We start from the raw sequence: 18,919 nt of genomic DNA on the forward strand, positions 1-18,919 counted from the left end.
CTTTTCCTCGCAGGTAAGATGGTGTTGTTATGCACTTTGATGATGTCGGGTACGGTATTTGTCGATCAGCACCGCAATGATGATCACCGCCCCTTTGATCACCAGTTGCCAGAAGTAGGAGACCCCCATCAGGGTCATACCGTTATTGAGGGTGGCGATAATCAGCGCCCCCACCAGCGTACCGGTGATGGTGCCGATCCCGCCGACGAAGCTGGTGCCGCCAAGAATGACCGCGGCGATGGCGTCCAGCTCGTAGCCGACCCCGAGGTTACCGTTGGCGCTGTACAGCCGGGAGGCGCTCATCACTCCGCCAAGGCCGGAGAGCAGGCCGCTCATGCCATAGACAAACAACAGCACCAGCCAGACTTTAATGCCGGTCAGCCGCGCCGCCTGCATGTTGCCGCCCACCGCGTAGATATGCACCCCAAGGGTGGTTCGGCGCAGGATAAACCAGCACACCGCGATAACCGCCAGGGCGATGACCACCAGCCACGGCACCGGGCCGAGGTAGTCATTGCCGATCCACTCGAAGCTGATATCGGAGTTGATCACCGTGGTGCCGTCGGCCAGCAGATAGGCGGCGCCGCGCAGCGCCGTATAGGTGCCGAGAGTGACAATAAACGGCGGTAGCCCGGCGAAGGCCACCAGCGCGCCGTTGAGCAGGCCGAGCAGCAGGCCGAGCATCAGCGCCGCCGGAATCGACAGCAACGCCAGCTCCGGGATCAGCGAGACCACCATTGCCGCCACCGCGGTGGTGCCGAGAATGGAGCCGACGGAAAGGTCAATGCCGCCGGTGAGGATGATGAAGGTCATTCCCGCCGCCAGCACAATGTTGATCGAGGCCTGGCGGGTGATATTCAGCAGATTGCTTTCCGTGAAGAAGTTGGGGGCGATAAAGCCGAAGACGGCGACGATCAGGATGAGGATCGGCAGAATGCCGACGGTCTGCATCAGGTCGCCCATCAGCATTTTTTTCGCCGAAGCGGATTTCGCGACCGGCGCGGAGGTCTCTTTCGGTATGCTCATAGTTGCCCTGCCTTAAGGTGAGAATCGTTCACGCCGGTGGCCAGCGTCATGATCTGTTCCTGGCTGATATCGCCGGACTGCAGCTCGCCGGCGATAGTCCCTTCGCGCATCACATAGACCCGGTCGCTCATGCCCACCACTTCGGGCAGTTCGCTGGAGATCATCAGAATGGCGACGCCCTGGCGCGCCATGTCGTTCATGATGCGGTAAATCTCGCTTTTCGCGCCGACGTCGACGCCGCGGGTGGGTTCATCAAGGATCAGAATGCGCGGGCCAATCGCCACCCAGCGTGAAATCAATAATTTCTGCTGGTTGCCGCCGGACAGCCCGCCGGCGCGCACCTGGGCGTGCGGTACGCGGATGTTCAGCAGCTGGATGGCATCATCGGAGATGGTTTGCGCCTTCCGGCGGTTGAGCATTCCCCAGGTCGCGTCGCGCTCCAGCGTCGCCATGGTGATGTTTTCCTGGGCCGCCAGTTCGAGAAACAGGCCCTGCTCTTTGCGGTTTTCGGTCAGAAAGCCGATGCCATGGTCGATGGCTTCGCGCGGCGAGTGGATCACCACCGGCTCGCCGTCGATCTCGATCACCCCGCCGGTGGCTTTGCGCACGCCAAAGATCAGCTGCGCCAGTTCGGAGCGTCCGGCGCCGACCAGCCCGGCGAGGCCGACGATTTCGCCGGCATGCACCACCAGGCTGCTGGGCTTAACCTTACCGCCATCGGTCAGATCCTCGACCCGCAGGCGCGGCTGGCCGCGGGGAATATCGCGCTCTTTATTGAACAGATCGCTGAGCGGACGGCCGACCATCATGCGCACCAGCTCCGGTGCGTTGAGCTTGTCGCGCACCAGGCTGCCGACATACTGCCCGTCGCGCAGGACGCTGACCCTGTCGGAGAGCTCATACACTTCCGCCATGCGGTGGCTGATATAGATAATCGCCATCCCCTCATCGCGCAGGCGCAGGATGAGGTCGAACAGGCGCTGGGTTTCCCGCGAGGAGAGGGCGGCGGTGGGTTCATCCATCACCAGAATGCGGCTTTGACGGTGCAGGGCGCGGGCGATCTCCACTTGCTGCTGCTCGGCGATGGTCAGGGTCATCACCCGGTCGCTGGCCCTGAACTGGGCGCCGAGACGGTCGATCACCGCCTGTGCCTGGCTGAGCATGGCTTTGCGCTGCACCAGGCCACCACGTGCCAGCTCGCTGCCGAGGAAAATGTTTTCCGCGACGGTCAGGTTCGGCGCCAGCTGCATCTCCTGGTAGATCAACGTGATCCCGGCGGCCAGCGCGTCCTTGGGGCCGCGGATCGTTTGCGGTTTTCCGTCGATCAGGATCTCGCCGCTGGTGGCGGTATAGGCGCCGGCGAGGATCTTCATCAGCGTGCTTTTTCCGGCGCCGTTCTCCCCCATCAGGGCGTGGATCTCGCCGGGCCAGACCGTCAGGTCGACGCCCTTTAGCGCGTAGAATTTGCCAAAAGCTTTGGCGATATGGCGCATTTCCAGTACCGGGGTGGCGGTCATCACGGCGCTCCTGTCTGCGAGAACAATAGCAGCAGTCCACCACCGGAAAATAAATGCAGGATGTCAGAATCCATTCATATTTGTCATAGTGATAAATAGTTAACCGCGATCACAGTTACGCGGCGTCATTTTCTGCACCGTCACGCCTATATGCCGACCGTTCCTTCACCGGAGTTGCTATGACCGCTCGCCGACACCCGTTTTTCACCAGCGCCCGTGGCCGCCTGCTCTCCTTTAATCTGCTGATGGTGGTCGTCACCCTGCTGGTGAGCGGCGTGGCGGTGTTCGGCTTTCACCACGCCAGCCAGCTGCAGGAGCAGGTGCAGCGCCAGACCCTCAACGATATGCGCGGCAGTATGGATCTGGCGCGGGACACGGCGAATGTCGCCACGGCCGCGGTGCGCCTGTCGCAGGTGGTGGGCGCGCTGGAGTACAAAAGCGAAGCGGAACGGCTGCTGGCGACGCAGCAGGCGCTGAAGCACTCGCTGGCTCAGCTGGCAGCGGCTCCGCTGGCGCAGCAGGAGGAGGCGCTGGTGGCCAGTATTATTCGCCGCAGCAACGCGCTGCAGCGGAGCGTGGCGGAGATGCTGGAGCGCGGCCAGCGTCGTCATCTGCAGCGCAATGCGCTGCTGAGTTCGCTTTACCAGAATCAGAGCAACCTGCGCCATCTCGCCGATCTTAACGATCGCGGCGGGGACCGGGCGATCGATCCTCGTCGGCTAGCCGAGATGGACCGGCTGATCGCCGCCGCGATCCATACCGTCACGCCGCGGTCGATCGTTCTGCAGCTCGACCAGCTGCGCGGCGACCTGCCGGCTCAAAGCGCCGATCCCGCGCTGGCGTTTGTTCTCCCCGACGTCACCCGGGAGCTGGCGAAGCTGGCCCCGCTGTCGGCCCAGCTGGAGGAGAGCGACCTGACGATCAGCTGGTACATGTACCACATCAAAGCGCTGGTCGCGCTGCTTAACGACGACATCAATCAGTACGTGACCCGGGTGGCGGAAGCCTCCGAACAGCGGGCGGCGCAGAGCCATCGGGAGCTGCGCTCCATCAGCATGTTTATTCTGCTTTCCGCGCTGCTGGCGCTGGCGATCACCGGCTGCGCCGGGTGGTACATCTACCGTAACCTGGGCTCTAACCTGACCGCTATCTCGCGGGCGATGTCGCGGCTGGCTCAGGGAGAGCCGAACGTCTCGGTGCCGGCCCTGCAGCGGCGCGACGAGCTGGGCGAACTGGCGCGCGCCTTTAACGTTTTCGCGCGCAATACGGCGTCGCTGGAGCACACCACCCGGCTGCTGAAAGAGAAGACCACCCAGATGGAGATCGATAGGATTAAGCGTCAGGAGCTGGAGGAGGCGCTGTTGCACAGCCAGAAGATGAAGGCCGTCGGCCAACTGACCGGAGGCCTGGCGCATGATTTTAACAACCTGCTCGCGGTGATCATCGGCAGCCTTGAGCTGGTGGAGCCGAATGCGCAGGATGCGCCACGCCTCACCAGGGCGCTGAAGGCGGCGGAACGCGGGGCGCTTCTGACCCAGCGGCTGCTGGCCTTTTCGCGTAAGCAGGCGCTGTATCCCCAGGCGGTGGCGATGGCGCCGTTGCTGGAGAACCTCAGCGAGCTAATGCGTCACTCCCTGCCGGCGACCTTGAGCCTGGAGATTGAGGCGCAGTCGCCGGCGTGGCCGGCATGGATAGACGTCGGCCAGCTGGAAAACGCCCTGATTAACCTGGTGATGAACGCCCGCGACGCCATGGCCGGGCGCGCGGGCGTCATTAAAATTCGTACCTGGAATCAGCGGGTCACCCGCAGCAGCGGCCAGCGGCAGGATATGGTGGCTCTGGAGGTGATCGATCACGGCTGCGGCATGTCGCAGGCGGTGAAAGCCCGGGTGTTTGAACCCTTCTTTACCACTAAAGCCACCGGCAGCGGCAGCGGCCTGGGGCTGTCGATGGTGTATGGCTTTGTGCGCCAGTCGGGCGGCCGGGTGGCGCTGGAGAGCGCGCCGGGGCAGGGGACGACGGTGCGGCTGCAGCTGCCGCGGGCGATGACCGAGGTAGAGAAGGCGGCGGTGCCGGTGGAAGACGAACCAATCCCGGCGGGAGAACGGCTGGCGCTGGTGCTGGAAGATGAAGAGGATGTTCGCCAGACGCTGTGCGAACAGCTGCATCAGCTGGGCTGGCTGACGCTGGAAACCGCCAGCGGGGAAGAGGCGCTGCAGCTGCTGGAGGCCTCGCCGGATATTGCCCTGTTGATTAGCGATCTGATGCTGCCCGGCGGGCTGAGCGGCGCCGATGTGATCCATACCGCGCGCCGCCGCTTTCCGGCGCTGCCGGTGCTGCTGATCAGCGGTCAGGATTTGCGCCCGGCGCAGAACCCGGCCCTGCCGGAGGTGGAGTGGCTGCGTAAGCCCTTTACCCGCGCTCAACTGGCGCAGGCGCTGAGTGCAGCGTACGCGAGGATTTGAGATTCCTCCGCTACCCGGGCGGCATGCCGATGATTAAGGTAGCGGCAGGACTCTGATGAGATTGGCCCCGATGAAACGTTACGCAATCGCACTGCTCTTTTGCACTCTGTCGCTGACCAGCCTGGCCGCCCGCGCCGATATTATCGATGACGCGATCGGCAATATTCAGCAAGCCATTAACGACGCCTATAACCCGGGTAGCAGTCGCTCTGATGACGACGACAGATACGATGACGATGGCCGGTATGATGACGGGCGCTATCAGGGAAGTCGCCAGCAGAGCCGTGACAGCCAGCGTCAGCATGACGATCGGCAACGCCAGCTGGACGATCGCCGCCGTCAGCTGGATGAACGCCAGCGCCAGCTCGATCGCGATCGCCGCCAGTTAGAAAGCGATCAGCGTCGTCTGGACGATGACTATTGATCGCCCCGCAGCAGACCGACGCCTAATCCAGCACGATTTCCATCCCGTCATAACCCGCTTCGAAACCTTCCGGTAGCGGGTTATCCATCATCCAGACGTCAAACTGATGGCTGATATGGGTGAGGATCACCCGCGGACAGCCTATCGCCTGGTTAAGGGCGCGAACGGTATTGAAATCGTTATGGTTACGCGGGGTCTGCGCCCGCGGCTCATGGCTGCAGTCGATGATCATCGCCTGCGGGCGGTTGCTGAGTAAAAACTTCAGCGTCTTGTCCGGCAGCCCGGCGGTATCCGAGAGCCAGGCTACCCGACTGTGGGCCGACTCCAGCAGATAACCGAAGGTGAGCTTCGAATGGTTGAGCGGCAGGGGCGTTACCCGCAGGCCCTGCAGCTCAAACACCACAAACGGCGTGACGGTATGGCTGAAGTCGAGCAGGCCGGGGTGCTTGAGCAGATCGTCGCAGCCGGCGTCGTCCGGCGGGCCGTAGACCGGGATCGGCGCGCCCACGCCCCAGCGCAGCGGAAACAGCCCCTGCACATGATCCAGGTGATAGTGGGTTAGCAGCACCTGCTGAAAGCTGCCGGCGGGATGATGTTCCATCAGATCCGGTCTGCCGGCGTCCAGCAGCGTCACTGCGCTGTTGAACGTCACCACCCCGCTACAGGGGCGTCGGCGATGGCTTTCCTCGCGGCGGGCGCGGCGGCAGGCCGCGCAATCGCAGCCAAAGGCCGGCACCAGCTGAGCGCCGCCGGTGCCGGTTAAGCGGAGGGTCAGGCTCATCGTGTCACCTTTGGTTTATACCAGCGGATCCGCTTCGCGCACCGCGTGGCTGCGCAGCAGGCGGAAAAATTCATCGACCGATTGTCGGAGACTGCCGTCGTTATTCAGCGTCAGGCAATCGTCCGGCTTATAGCGCGCGGCGCGGTCCAGACGCTGGGCGATATCCACCGCATTTTCCCGGCCGCGCTGCTCCAGCCGCTGGCGCAGCACCGGCGGCGAGACGGCGAGACAGATCGGCACCAGCACCTCGCCGTAGCGTTCCCGCGCCAGCGCCAGATGGGCGCGGGAGCCATTGGCCACCACGTCGAAGCCGGCGTGCAGCCACAGGTCGATCTCCACGCCAATGCCATAGTAAGTATGGTTGGCGTGCCAGCTGAGGGCAAAGAGATGCTGCTCGGCGCGGGTAAAAAATTCATGTTCGCTGAGGGCGATATGGTTTTCGTTACCGGCGTTAAAGGGCCGGGTAATGTAACGATGCGCCACCAGCAGCTGCGGGTGCTCGCGCTGGCGCAGCGCCGCCAGCAGGCTGTCTTTCCCGGAGCCGGAGGGGCCCACCAGCCAGATCAGTTTTCCCGGCATTAAAAGACCCTCCTTCCCTGGCGCCAGACATGGTCGATGTGGACATGCTCGCCGCGACGGTGCGCCAGCACCAGGTCGGCGCGTTTCCCCTCGGCGATGACGCCGCGATCGTCAAGGCCCAGCGCCTGCGCCGGATGTTTGCTGACCAGACGGATCGCCTGCGCCAGGGTGAAGGCGTTATCCTCGGCGTCGGCGATGCGGAATGCGGCATCCAGCAGGCTGGCGGGATAGTAGTCGGAAGAGAGAATGTCGAGCAAACCGTGGTTCGCCAGCAGGTGGGCGGCGACGTTGCCGGAGTGGGAACCGCCGCGCACGATATTCGGCGCCCCCATCAGGACGTGCATCCCGTGCTGACGTGAAGCCTGCGCCGCGGCCAGGGTGGTGGGAAACTCGGCGATGACGCTACCCAGCTGGTGGGATTCAGCCACATGCGCCTCGGTGGCGTCGTCGTGGCTGGCGAGGGCGATACGGCGGGCGCGGCACATGGCGGCGATGGTCTGGCGATTGGGCTGCGACCAGGTGGCGGCCAGAGCCATCTGCTCGGCTTCAAAACGGTCCATTTCGTCATGCGTCAGATGATATTTTCCCTGATAGTAATCGCGGTACTTGCTGCGATCGGCGTACTGACGCTGGCCGGGCGAGTGGTCCATCAGAGAGACCATGCTCACCGACTCGCGGTCGATCAGCTTTTCAAACAGCGGCAGCGTGGTGTGATGCGGCAGCTCGCAGCGCAGGTGCAGACGGTGCTCTGCGCGGTTAAGACCGCGCTTTTGCGTCTCTTCCACCGCATTGACCATCTTCTCCAGATTCTCAAGACGATCGCCGCCATCGCGCACGTCGCCAATCGCCACGGCGTCCAGCACGGTGGTGATGCCGCTGGCGACCATCATTGCGTCGTGGCTGCTCATCGCCGAGTGGGCCGGCCAGTCTACCTTCGGCCGCGGGGTAAAGAACTTGTCGAGGTTATCGGTATGCAGCTCGATAAGGCCCGGCAGCAGCCAGCCGCCTTCCCCATCCAGCGCCTGCGGCAGCCGGCTCTGGCTTTCAGCGAAGGCGAGAATGCGACCGTCCTGGACTTCCAGCGAACCGTGGACCACGTCATCGTCGAGAACCAGTTTTACGTTATTGATAATCATGCTGTTATTCCCATGGGGTGCAGCCGGTCGGCGACCTGACGGCGTACCCCTTCGTCATGGAAAATCCCGACGATGGCCGCGCCGCGCGCTTTGGCATCGTGGATCAGGTCGACCACGGCAGCACTGTTTTTGCCATCCAGTGAGGCGGTGGGTTCATCGAGGAGCAGGATCGGATAGTCGACCGCAAAACCGCGGGCGATATTGACCCGTTGCTGTTCGCCGCCGGAAAAGGTCGACGGCGCAAGGTGCCACAGACGTTGCGGAACGTTGAGGCGGGTCAGCAGCTGGGCGGCTTTGGCGGCGCTCGATTCACGCGGCGTCCCGAGATCGAGCAGCGGCTGCATCACCACCTCCAGCGCCGAAATACGCGGGATCACCCGTAGAAACTGGCTGACCCAGCCGATGGTGGTTTTGCGCACTTCCAGCACCTTGCGCGGCGTGGCGGTGACCAGGTCCACCCATTCGTCGCCGTGGCGGATATGAATATGGCCGCTGTCCGGCAGATAGTTGGCGTACAGCGAACGCAGCAGGGTCGATTTGCCGCTGCCGGAGTGACCGTGGAGCACCACGCACTCCCCGGCGTTAACGGTCAGCGAGGCGTCGGCCAGCACCGGCAGACGCACGCCGTGCTGCTGGTGCAGAACAAAGGTTTTATGGACGTTTTCAACGCGGATCATGTTAGCTCTCACGAGGTTGGGTTGCCGGGTGGCGCTTCGCTTACCCGGCCTACGAATAACGCACCTGTGGGCCGGGTAAGGCGCAGCCGCCACCCGGCAAAACAGCATTAATTCTGCAACACCGACGACACCAGCAGCTGGGTATAAGGATGGTGCGGATCGTCGAGCACCCGGTCGGTTAAGCCACTTTCCACCACCTGGCCCTGCTTCATTACCAGCAGTCGGTTCGCCAGCAGGCGGGCGACGCCGAGATCGTGGGTAACAATCACTACCGCCAGATTCAGCTCCACCGCCAGGCCACGCAGCAGATCAAGCAGCCGCGCCTGCACGGACACATCCAGCCCGCCGGTGGGTTCATCCATAAACACCAGCTTCGGCTGGGTGACCAGATTGCGGGCAATCTGCAGACGCTGCTGCATGCCGCCGGAGAAGGTGGTGGGCAGGTCGTCGATGCGCGAGGGCGGGATCTCCACCTCCTGCAGCCACTTTTCAGCGGTGGCGCGAATGTTGCCGTAGTGGCGGGCGCCGGTGGCCATCAGCCGTTCGCCGATGTTGCCCCCGGCGGAGACCTGGCGACGCAGACCGTCCATTGGGTGCTGATGCACCACCCCCCATTCGGTGCTCAGCAGGCGGCGGCGTTCGGCTTCGCTCATGGCGTACAGCGAGCGCTGCTGGTACAGCACCTCGCCCCGCTGCGGCGTCAGGCGGGCGGAGATTGCCTTCAGCAGGGTGGTTTTACCGGAGCCGGACTCGCCGACGATGCCGAGCACTTCTCCCGGCCACAGCTCGAAGGAGACATCGCGAAAACCTTTATCCGGGGCGTAGAGATGGGTCAGGTTATTCACAGCAAGTAATGGCTGGTTCATTTTTTCTGCCCCTCGCTCTGCTGGCGGCAATAGTCGGTATCGGAGCAGACAAACATCCGCTGGCCGCTGTCATCCAGCACCACTTCGTCGAGGTAGCTGTGGCGCGAGCCGCAGATGGCGCAGGGTTCATCCCACTCCTGGACGGTAAATGGGTGGTCGTCGAAATCGAGACTCTCCACCGGGGTATAGGGCGGCACGGCGTAGATCCGCTTTTCGCGCCCGGCGCCGAACAGCTGCAGCGCCGGCATCATATGCATTTTCGGGTTATCGAATTTCGGGATCGGCGAGGGATCCATCACGTAGCGGCCATTGACCTTCACCGGGTAGGCGTAGGTGGTGGCGATATGGCCGAAGCGGGCGATATCTTCATACAGTTTCACCTGCATCACGCCGTACTCTTCCAGGGCGTGCATGGTGCGGGTTTCGGTTTCACGCGGCTCGATAAAGCGCAGCGGCTCCGGGATCGGCACCTGGTAGATCAGGATCTGATCCTCCACCAGCGGCGTCTCCGGGATGCGATGGCGGGTCTGGATCAGGGTGGCGTCTTCGGTACGCTCGGTGGTGGCGACGCCGGTAACACGCTTAAAGAACTGACGAATCGACACCGCGTTGGTGGTGTCATCGGCGCCCTGGTCAATCACCTTCAGCACGTCGTTCTCGCCGATGACGCTGGCGGTCAACTGGATGCCGCCAGTGCCCCAGCCGTAGGGCATCGGCATTTCGCGACCGCCGAACGGCACCTGGTAGCCGGGAATGGCTACCGCTTTGAGAATAGCCCGGCGGATCATGCGCTTGGTTTGCTCGTCGAGATAAGCAAAGTTATAGCCAGTCAGTGGGTTAGCCACGTTCGTTCTCCCGTTGCAGGCGTTTCAGCAGCGCCAGTTCGGCCTGGAAATCGACATAGTGCGGCAGCTTCAGATGCGAGACGAAGCCGGCGGCTTCAACGTTATCGGCGTGGGCCAGCACAAACTCTTCATCCTGGGCGGGACCGGCAATCTCTTCGTCATAGTCCGCCGCCTGCAGGGCGCGGTCGACGAGGGCCATGGCCATCGCTTTGCGCTCGCTCATGCCGAAGGTCAGACCGTAGCCGCGGGTGAAGTGCGGCGGCTCATCCTGCGGGGCGACGAAGCCGTTGACCATTTCGCATTCGGTGAGCAGCAGCTCGCCAATATTGACGCTAAAGCCCAGCTCTTCCGGGACAATCTCCACCTGCACGTAGCCGCTGCGGATCTCGCCGGCAAACGGATGGTTGCGGCCATAGCCGCGCTGAGTCGAATAGGCCAGCGCCAGCAGGTAGCCTTCATCGCCGCGCATTAGCTGCTGCAGGCGCGAAGAACGTGAGCAGGGGTAGACCGGCGGGGTGCGGGTGAAATCGTCGGGCGGTGTGCCGCGATCTTCCTCGGCCTTCGCCAGACCCTGCTGCGTGAGCAGGCTAAAGACGTGCGGCGTCGGCTGCGTGTCGCACTCGGCTTGCTGCACAGAAGGCGCTTCGCCGTTTGCCAGCAGGGTAAAATCCAGCAGGCGGTGGGTGTAGTCGTAAGTGGGGCCCAGCAGCTGGCCGCCGGGGATATCTTTGTACACTGCCGAGATGCGGCGTTCGAGACGCATTTTGGCGGTGTCGATCGGTTCGCTAACCGCCAGCCGCGGCAGGGTGGTGCGGTAGGCGCGCAGCAGGAAGATCGCTTCGACGTTATCGCCGCTGGCCTGTTTGAGCGCCAGCGCCGCCAGTTCGCGGTCGGCGATGCCGCCCTCGGTCATCACCCGGTCCACCGCCAGATTGAGCTGTTCGCCTATCTGGTCAACGCTCAGTTCGGGAAGCCGTCCATCGCCCCGTCGTTTCTGTTCCTGTAAGGCGTGAGCGGCGCGGATCGCCTTCTCGCCGCCCTTGACGGCAACGTACATTTAGCAAACCTCCACGTGAGTGGTGCGCGGGATCGCCAGCAGGCGCTCGCCGCAGGTGAGGATCAGATCAATGCCCAGCGGGAACGGGTGTGGGCGCTCCGTCAGTTCGTCAATGATGCAGTCCGGCAGCTGAGGGGCGATCATTCGCTCTTCGGCAATGCCCGCCCCGGTCAGGCGCAGCATGCGTCCGCCGCTAAGGCTGGCGAGCTGAACGATCAGCGTGACGCCGGTCTCCGGGGCGGTGACGGTGCCAGCGGAGAGGACGTTGAGCTGCTCGGCGCTGATGCCGTCATTGGCGACGGCAAAGACCGCCTGCTGCGGCTGGTCCACCAGCGGCGCGCCGGTATGAAAGCGCAGATTCTGTCCCACCAGATCGTTATGCAGAGCGCTGGCGAGCCAGACCGGCGTTTCGTGATCGGCAAGGGTCAATAGCAGGCTGGTGGAAGCGACGTTCAGCGGCTGCCAGCCGTGCTGTAACTGCTGCAGGGAGACAATCACCCCCGGCTCGCTCATCGCTTTCAGCAGGCGACGAAAACTGTGTTGGGCATCCTGCACAGCCAGGGAAAAAGCGGGTTGTAAGGTCATGCGTTATCTCCGCGAACCAGGGTAAAGAAGTCGACCCGGCTGGCGTTGACTTCGGCGCGTCGGGCTTCAATGCGCGCGCTGCGTAGCGCTTCCAGCGGGGTTATCAGGGTTTCCATTAAATTGTGAAAATGGCGGGGTGACTGCAGCAGGGCGTCGATGGCCGCGCAGCGTTCGGCGTGCGGGCGGTCGCGGCCTAAGATCCAGCTGTAGCCGAGCGTTCCGTCGGCCAGACGTACCGCGGCGCGGGTGAGCGTGGCGTCGCCGGCGAAGAAACGGTCGCCGATACCGCCCATCCGGGCCTGAAGCTGCACCAGGCCAGTCTCGGGAGTGCGGATCAGTTCATACTCCGGCGCCAGCTGCAGGGAGTGCATGCGCGCCAGAAGATCTTGCGGTTCACTGTGGGCCAGCACGGACATCCAGCGCTGGCGGGTGGCGGTATCGAAGTGCATTCAGTGCTCCATGGTGAATTCAATCATGTCGGCGCGGGTGAGGCTGACGGAGTATTCGGTGGCGGCCTGCTCGCCCTGGCGGCTGTTGAGGGTGCGGACGCAGAGCAGCGGCGCCATATTGGGGATCTCCAGCAGTTTGCTCTCTTTCGCCTGTGCGCGACGGGCGCTGATTTTGGTGCGCACCCGGGTCAGTTCGACGTCAAGCCGATCGCGCAGCAGGTCGTGCAGCGAGCCGTGGCTGAAGGTCTGTAAAACCGGCCAGAAGCGCAGGTCGGCGAAGTAGTGGTCAATCAGGCACAGGGCGACGCCATTGACCCGGCGCAGGGTGCGCAGATGAATGACGTTCTCGCCCTCGCTAATACCAAAGGCTTCGGCAACGTGCGCGCTGGCGGGGCGCAGTACCGACAGCAGTTTTTCGCTGGTGGGATCGCTGCCTTGTTCCAGCAGGTTTTGGCTGAAACGCGCCTGGGCGTTGAGCGGGTAATCGATCGGCCGCATCAGCACCAGCACGCCCACGCCCTGACGGCGTTGTACCCAGCCGCGCTCAACCAGCTGGTCGATCGCCCGGCGCAGGGTGTGGCGGTTAACGTCGAAGCGCGTCGCCAGCTGCTGCTCGGCGGGCAGATAGTCACCGCAGCGATAGTGGTGGCGCAACTCCTGCTCAAGCCGGGCGGCGATTTCCTGATAGCGCGTGGGATAACTGGTCGGATGTCTGGACAGGTGCATGGTCATCAAGCCTCACACAGCATAGGCGAGGAGCTTCCTCGCGTTGTGAGCCGATCCTGACCGGTTTATGTTGCAGTTCGGTTAAGTGATGATGACTAAAGGATGAAGAGTTAATGCCAGACGGATGACAGGGCGGCCAGGCCGCCCTGGCGGGGTCAGCCTTGTTTGACCACGTTGATCATCCAGGGAACGCCAAAGCGATCCACGACTTTGCCGAAGCCGTGGGCCCAGAAGGTTTCCTGCCAGGCCATCTCAATGCGTCCGCCGACCGCCAGCGCTTCGAACCAGCGCTGACCTTCAGCGACATCCCTGGGATCGAGGACGAGGGTGAAGCCGGCGTAGTGTACATCGGGCCCGAAGGCGCTGTCGCTTAGCATCAGCTCGCCGTTGCCGATGCGCAGGCTGGCGTGGGCGATGGCGTCATTCGCCATCTTCTGGCCAGACGGGCAGCCGTCAGAGGCTTCCTGCGCCGAAGGCGGCATTTCGCCAAAGGTCATTTTAAACATCAGCTCCGCGCCCAGCGTCTGCTGATAGAAAGCGATCGCCTCGGCGCAGTTGCCCGCAAAGGCAAGGTAGGGACTTAAGGACATGGTGAATACCTCAGTGACCGTAACCCGTAAAGCGTAGTCGCCCGCAGCGGGATTGAGCCAGACGGCAGCGCGAAAATGGGGTGGGAATACCGCTGCAGGGGGCTGCATAAATAGCGGCGGCTGGCCGGATAAATAACCGGATACGCAGGGAGGCGAGGGACCGTCAGGATATCGGGAGCGGCGACGGCGATAGGGGAAAATAATCGCGTCGCCTGCCCGGAAATAAATCAGTTCTTTTTGACGAATTCAGATTTCAGCTTCATCGGGCCAAAACCGTCAATTTTGCAGTCAATATTGTGATCGCCTTCGACCAGGCGGATATTCTTCACTTTGGTGCCGATTTTCAGCATCGAAGAGCTGCCTTTAACCTTCAGATCCTTCACTACCGTGACGCTGTCGCCATCGGCCAGTAAATTGCCGTTGGCATCTTTAACGATCAGAACGTCGGTTTCTTCCGTGGCTTCGGCAGGGTTCCACTCATGGGCGCATTCCGGGCAGATGTACATGCCGTTGTCTTCATAAGTGTAAGTCGAATCGCATTTTGGGCAGTGTGGCAGTTGCATGACGTTCCTCGTGATGTCGTCGAAAAACAGGACGTTGGTCCTTTAAACAGCGGCTGAGAGCCGAAAGTGGGTGTGATTATAGCGCAATCACCCACTTTTGTCGGGTGTTTTTTTGATAAAAAATAGCCGTGGTGTTATTCCGGGAAGAAGCGAATAAACGCTGAAATTAACCGCCCGAGGTGGAGCAAAATCGACGAAATAATTTCCGGGCGATCGGCAGGAAATGAACTTATTTATTTTTCGACACTCTGTAATTAGGCGGTAAATTTATGTGAAGTTGATCGCAGATATAAACACTGTTAGGGTAAAAAAGGGGAGCAGGTCAATTTCATCAATTATCACGATGAGCCGCTCTATTTATTCACCAGTAGCCAGAGCAGGCGTCAACAGGTTCGGTTGTACATTCTGTCAGCAGACAGTGCAGGCAAACCTGCTACGCTTGAAATGAGGAGCACAGCAATTCACCGCTCCTGACGCACGATGCGAATGGCTTTGCCATTCGGCGAAGAGGCGTGCACTCAAGGCGGAGTAGCAGAGGAAAAATATGCTTAAAAGGAAAAAAATAAAGCCCATCACCCTTAAGGATGTGACCATCATCGACGATGGTAAACTGAAAAAGGCGATCACCGCGGCCTCCCTGGGCAACGCGATGGAGTGGTTCGATTTCGGCGTCTACGGCTTTGTGGCCTACGCCTTAGGTAAAGTCTTCTTCCCCGATGCCAACCCAAGCGTGCAGATGATTGCCGCACTCGGCACCTTTTCCGTTCCATTTTTAATTCGTCCGTTAGGCGGCCTGTTCTTCGGGATGCTGGGCGATAAATATGGTCGGCAGAAAATTCTCGCGATAACTATCGTGATCATGTCGATAAGTACTTTCTGTATCGGCCTTATTCCTTCGTATGCCACGATAGGTATCTGGGCGCCGATCCTGCTGCTGCTGTGTAAAATGGCGCAGGGCTTCTCGGTCGGTGGTGAATATACCGGGGCATCGATCTTCGTCGCGGAATACTCCCCTGACCGTAAACGCGGGTTTATGGGCAGCTGGCTGGACTTTGGCTCCATCGCCGGGTTTGTGATGGGGGCTGGCGTGGTGGTCCTGATCTCCAGCGTAGTGGGGGAACAGAACTTCCTTGAGTGGGGTTGGCGTATCCCGTTCTTCCTGGCGCTGCCGTTAGGCATCATCGGGCTCTATCTGCGCCATGCGCTGGAAGAAACCCCGGCGTTCCAGCAGCATGTGGACACCATGGAGCAGGGCGACCGTGAAGGTCTGCAGGACGGGCCGAAGGTCTCCTTTAAAGAGATTGTCACTAAGCACTGGCGCAGCCTGCTGACCTGTATCGGTCTGGTGATTTCCACTAACGTGACCTATTACATGCTGCTGACCTACATGCCGAGCTACCTGTCGCATAACCTGCACTACTCGGAAGACCATGGGGTGCTGATCATCATCGCCATCATGGTCGGGATGCTGTTTGTGCAGCCGGTTATCGGCATGCTCAGCGACCGCTTCGGCCGCCGTCCGTTTATCCTGATTGGTAGCGTGGCGCTGTTTGCCCTGTCGATCCCGGCCTTCATTATGATCAACAGCAACGTGACGAGCCTGATCTTCGCCGGTCTGCTGCTGCTGGCGGTGGTGCTGAACTGCTTTATCGGCGTGATGGCCTCATCGCTGCCGGCGATGTTCCCGACCCACATCCGCTTCAGCGCTCTGGCCAGCGCCTTTAACATCTCGGTGCTGATTGCCGGTCTGACGCCAACCCTGGCGGCGTGGCTGGTGGAGACCACCCAGAACCTGATGATGCCGGCATACTACCTGATGGTGATCGCGGTGGTGGGTATGGCGACGGGCCTGTCGATGAAAGAGACGGCTAACCGTCCGCTGAAAGGGGCGACCCCGGCGGCGTCGGATATTCAGGAAGCGAAAGAAATCCTTGGCGAGCACTACGATAACATCGAACAAAAAATCGAAGATATCGATCAGGAGATCGCCGATCTGCAGGCAAAACGGTCGCGTCTGGTGCAGCAGCATCCGCGTATCAACGACTAACTGTTTTCACTGCTAATCATGCCGCCAGGGGAAACCCCGGCGGCATTTTTTATGCCTCCGGCAAGGCCAGACCGTGACGACGCTGTTGGCTAAGTTTACGGTACTGCTGCGGCGGCATCCCCACGTAACGGGTAAAGGTGCTGTAGAAACGGCTGCTGGAGCGGAAACCGGCGGTGAGGGCGATATCCAGGATGGTCTTGTCGGTATCGCTCAGCAGCGCCCGCACGTGATTGATACGCATGGCGGTAATGTACTGCTTCATGGTTTGCTGCATCACTCTCTGGAATACCCCCATCGCATAGTTCGGGTTGAGCTTAACGTGCTCGGCGACGGCATTGACGGTCAGCGCCTGGTCGTAGTGGGCGGCGATAAATTCCAGCATCTGGCTGACATAAAACTGCGCATGGCGCGAGACGCTGTTCTTATGGGTGCGCGAGGTTTTGTTGACCAGAATCGGCTGCCAGCCGGCGAGGCTCAGCCGCTTCAGCATCAGGGCGATTTCATCGATCGCCAGCTGGCGAATCTGTTCATTGTCGTGGTTCAGCTCCTGCTGCCAGCGGCGCACCTCGAAGGCGCTCAGCTGCTGGGCGGCGAGGGATTTAATCACCATCCCGTGAGTGACGTGGTTGATCAGCTCCCGGTCCAGCGGCCATGAGAGAAACAGATGCATCGGCAGGTTAAAGATCGCCATCTGCTGGCAATCCCCCGGGCGGGTCAACTGATGCGGCGTACAGGCCCAGAACAGAGTGATATAGCCTTTCTCTATGCGCACCACTTCGTTATTAATCAAATATTCCACGTCGCCATCGAACGGCACGTTGACCTCCACCTGGCCATGCCAGTGGCTGGTAGGCATGGCGTGCGGCGGGCGCAGCTCGATATCCATACGCTGATACTCAGAGTAGAGCGCCAGCGGGCTGCGGCTCTGCTTTTCATCGCTGCTGCACATAAAGGGATCGGGGGGCAGGGAGGTGAAGCGGTATTCCATCGTTAGCGTATTCCTGAATTGTCAGAGTGGCTGCATTTTTCGCCAGAACTGACGACAGCTTAGCGGAAGAATCGGCCCATTTTCTCTCCTTTTTGCGCAATCTGTTCCCGAAAACTCAGATTTTGTGGCGCTTAATGGCCGATCTGAGCTTTCGGGAATGCTCCGGTTGGAACAGGGCAGCGCAACGCTGAACGGCGTGCCACTCTGCTAGGGTTCAATGACCTGATGGAGAGAGCGTAATGACCGCCCCAAAAATTACCTTTATCGGCGCCGGTTCGACGGTGTTCGTTAAAAATATTCTCGGTGATGTTTTCCAGCGCCCGGCGCTGAAATCGGCGCATGTCGCGCTGATGGATATCGATGACACCCGGCTGGAAGAGTCGCATACCGTGGTGCGCAAGCTGATGGATTCCGTCGGCGCGAAGGGCGAAATCAGCTGCCATCGCGATCGCAAAACCGCCCTGCAGGGCGCTGATTTCGTTGTGGTCGCCTTCCAGATTGGCGGCTATGAGCCCTGTACCGTCACTGATTTTGAGGTCTGTAAACGCCATGGCCTGGAGCAGACCATCGCCGATACGCTGGGTCCGGGGGGCATTATGCGCGCCCTGCGCACCATACCTCATCTATGGGCTATCTGCGACGACATGACCGAGGTCTGCCCGGACGCCACCCTGCTTAACTACGTCAACCCAATGGCGATGAACACCTGGGCCATCTACGCCCGCTACCCGCATATTAAACAGGTTGGCCTGTGCCACTCGGTGCAGGGAACGGCGGAAGAACTGGCGCGCGATCTTGACCTCAACCCGGCGGATTTACGCTACCGCTGCGCCGGGATTAACCATATGGCGTTCTATCTCTCGCTGGAGAAAAAGCTCGCCGACGGCAGCTATGTCAACCTTTATCCCGACCTGCTGCAGGCCTACGCTGACGGGCGCGCGCCGAAGCCTAACCTGCACGGCAACCCGCGCTGCGAAAACATCGTCCGCTATGAGATGTTCAAAAAGCTCGGCTACTTTGTGACCGAGTCGTCGGAGCATTTTGCCGAATACACGCCATGGTTTATCAAGCCGGGCCGCGAGGACCTTATCGCCCGCTATAAAGTGCCGCTGGATGAATACCCGAAACGCTGCGTCGAGCAACTGGCCAACTGGCATCAGGAGCTGGAGAGCTATCAGCGCGGCGAGCGCATCGAGGTGAAGCCATCCCGCGAGTATGCCAGCACCATCATGAACGCCATCTGGACCGGCGAGCCAAGCGTGGTGTATGGCAACGTACGCAATGACGGCCTTATCGACAACCTGCCGCAGGGCTGCTGCGTGGAAGTGGCTTGCCTGGTGGACGCCAACGGCATTCAGCCGACCAAAATGGGTGCGCTGCCGGCGCATCTGGCGGCGCTGATGCAGACCAACATCAACGTGCAGACGCTGCTCACGGAGGCGATCCTCACCGAAAATCGCGATTACGTCTATTACGCCACGATGATGGATCCGCACACCGCCGCGGTGTTGGGGATCGAAGAGATCTACGCGCTGGTGGACGATCTGATCGCCAGCCACGGCGACTGGCTGCCGGCCTGGCTGCATCGTTAATCTTCT

General features: G+C 61.2%; 19 protein-coding genes and 1 pseudogene. 4 read left to right on the forward strand and 16 right to left on the reverse strand.

What is annotated here, in order from left to right:
- Window positions 1-27: 27 nt before the first annotated feature.
- The gene (locus tag MKS11_RS19335) at window positions 28-1,026 is read right to left on the reverse strand and encodes an ABC transporter permease subunit (protein WP_087771141.1); all 999 of its coding nucleotides are present in this window, start codon (window positions 1,024-1,026) and stop codon (window positions 28-30) included.
- A complete protein-coding gene (locus MKS11_RS19340) occupies window positions 1,023-2,543 on the reverse strand; it encodes a sugar ABC transporter ATP-binding protein (protein ID WP_032456860.1) in 1,521 nt (506 codons plus the stop codon). Before MKS11_RS19340 ends, MKS11_RS19335 begins: the two co-directional genes overlap by 4 nt.
- Window positions 2,544-2,722: 179 nt before the next feature.
- On the opposite strand from MKS11_RS19340, the gene MKS11_RS19345 reads away from it, so the two are divergent.
- Together MKS11_RS19345 and yjdP are read left to right on the forward strand one after the other, a co-directional pair.
- Complete coding sequence (locus MKS11_RS19345; RefSeq protein ID WP_087771140.1) at window positions 2,723-5,008, forward strand: ATP-binding protein; 2,286 nt, start codon at window positions 2,723-2,725, stop codon at window positions 5,006-5,008.
- A 70-nt stretch (window positions 5,009-5,078) separates the two neighbouring features.
- Window positions 5,079-5,432 carry a DDRRRQL repeat protein YjdP gene (gene yjdP / locus MKS11_RS19350; RefSeq protein ID WP_004206366.1) on the forward strand — a complete coding sequence of 118 codons (354 nt, stop codon included), beginning with the start codon at window positions 5,079-5,081 and terminating at the stop codon, window positions 5,430-5,432.
- 22 nt (window positions 5,433-5,454) lie between these two features.
- On the opposite strand, the gene phnP is transcribed toward yjdP, so the two are convergent.
- From phnP to MKS11_RS27610, 13 genes and pseudogenes are all read right to left on the reverse strand, one after another.
- Window positions 5,455-6,213 (reverse strand): phosphonate metabolism protein PhnP, encoded by a 759-nt coding sequence (phnP, locus tag MKS11_RS19355; protein ID WP_004206367.1) that lies wholly within the window; start codon window positions 6,211-6,213, stop codon window positions 5,455-5,457.
- A 15-nt stretch (window positions 6,214-6,228) separates the two neighbouring features.
- Window positions 6,229-6,792, reverse strand: a complete 564-nt coding sequence (phnN, locus tag MKS11_RS19360) for a ribose 1,5-bisphosphokinase (RefSeq protein WP_004206368.1) — start codon at window positions 6,790-6,792, stop codon at window positions 6,229-6,231.
- A complete protein-coding gene (gene phnM / locus MKS11_RS19365) occupies window positions 6,792-7,928 on the reverse strand; it encodes an alpha-D-ribose 1-methylphosphonate 5-triphosphate diphosphatase (RefSeq protein WP_004206370.1) in 1,137 nt (378 codons plus the stop codon). The genes phnN and phnM overlap by 1 nt, the downstream gene beginning before the upstream one ends.
- Complete coding sequence (gene phnL, locus MKS11_RS19370; protein WP_043519250.1) at window positions 7,925-8,605, reverse strand: phosphonate C-P lyase system protein PhnL; 681 nt, start codon at window positions 8,603-8,605, stop codon at window positions 7,925-7,927. Before phnL ends, phnM begins: the two co-directional genes overlap by 4 nt.
- 107 nt (window positions 8,606-8,712) lie before the next feature.
- Window positions 8,713-9,471 (reverse strand): phosphonate C-P lyase system protein PhnK, encoded by a 759-nt coding sequence (gene phnK, locus MKS11_RS19375; protein WP_087771139.1) that lies wholly within the window; start codon window positions 9,469-9,471, stop codon window positions 8,713-8,715.
- Window positions 9,468-10,316, reverse strand: a complete 849-nt coding sequence (locus tag MKS11_RS19380; RefSeq protein ID WP_002885202.1) for an alpha-D-ribose 1-methylphosphonate 5-phosphate C-P-lyase PhnJ — start codon at window positions 10,314-10,316, stop codon at window positions 9,468-9,470. The genes phnK and MKS11_RS19380 overlap by 4 nt, the downstream gene beginning before the upstream one ends.
- Window positions 10,309-11,373: a carbon-phosphorus lyase complex subunit PhnI gene (locus tag MKS11_RS19385; RefSeq protein WP_043519252.1), complete on the reverse strand. Its 1,065-nt coding sequence runs from the start codon at window positions 11,371-11,373 to the stop codon at window positions 10,309-10,311. The genes MKS11_RS19380 and MKS11_RS19385 overlap by 8 nt, the downstream gene beginning before the upstream one ends.
- On the reverse strand, window positions 11,374-11,958 hold the full coding sequence (gene phnH, locus MKS11_RS19390) for a phosphonate C-P lyase system protein PhnH (RefSeq protein WP_004206375.1): 585 nt from the start codon (window positions 11,956-11,958) through the stop codon (window positions 11,374-11,376).
- Entirely contained in the window at window positions 11,955-12,407 is a 453-nt protein-coding gene (gene phnG / locus MKS11_RS19395) for a phosphonate C-P lyase system protein PhnG (RefSeq protein ID WP_004206376.1), read from the reverse strand. The genes phnH and phnG overlap by 4 nt, the downstream gene beginning before the upstream one ends.
- On the reverse strand, window positions 12,408-13,133 hold the full coding sequence (gene phnF, locus MKS11_RS19400) for a phosphonate metabolism transcriptional regulator PhnF (protein WP_004206378.1): 726 nt from the start codon (window positions 13,131-13,133) through the stop codon (window positions 12,408-12,410).
- Window positions 13,134-13,288: 155 nt separating this feature from the next.
- Window positions 13,289-13,723 (reverse strand): VOC family metalloprotein YjdN, encoded by a 435-nt coding sequence (gene yjdN / locus MKS11_RS19405; RefSeq protein WP_004206380.1) that lies wholly within the window; start codon window positions 13,721-13,723, stop codon window positions 13,289-13,291.
- Window positions 13,724-13,950: 227 nt separating this feature from the next.
- Complete coding sequence (locus tag MKS11_RS19410) at window positions 13,951-14,286, reverse strand: zinc ribbon domain-containing protein YjdM (protein WP_004206382.1); 336 nt, start codon at window positions 14,284-14,286, stop codon at window positions 13,951-13,953.
- Between the two features lie 87 nt (window positions 14,287-14,373).
- Window positions 14,374-14,643, reverse strand: a pseudogene (locus MKS11_RS27610) (hypothetical protein).
- A gap of 187 nt (window positions 14,644-14,830) precedes the next feature.
- Between MKS11_RS27610 and proP the strand changes: the two are divergent.
- Window positions 14,831-16,333: a glycine betaine/L-proline transporter ProP gene (gene proP, locus MKS11_RS19415; RefSeq protein ID WP_284109655.1), complete on the forward strand. Its 1,503-nt coding sequence runs from the start codon at window positions 14,831-14,833 to the stop codon at window positions 16,331-16,333.
- A gap of 49 nt (window positions 16,334-16,382) precedes the next feature.
- Here the strand turns inward: proP and melR are convergent, their stop codons facing one another.
- Entirely contained in the window at window positions 16,383-17,321 is a 939-nt protein-coding gene (gene melR / locus MKS11_RS19420) for a transcriptional regulator MelR (RefSeq protein ID WP_004206385.1), read from the reverse strand.
- Window positions 17,322-17,560: 239 nt separating this feature from the next.
- Here melR and MKS11_RS19425 point away from each other — a divergent pair, with 239 nt between their 5' ends.
- Window positions 17,561-18,913 (forward strand): alpha-glucosidase/alpha-galactosidase, encoded by a 1,353-nt coding sequence (locus MKS11_RS19425; RefSeq protein ID WP_004206386.1) that lies wholly within the window; start codon window positions 17,561-17,563, stop codon window positions 18,911-18,913.
- Window positions 18,914-18,919: the final 6 nt, after the last annotated feature.

It is taken from the genome of Klebsiella sp. K5-45, assembly GCF_030128605.1.
Lineage (GTDB): Bacteria > Pseudomonadota > Gammaproteobacteria > Enterobacterales > Enterobacteriaceae > Klebsiella > Klebsiella quasipneumoniae.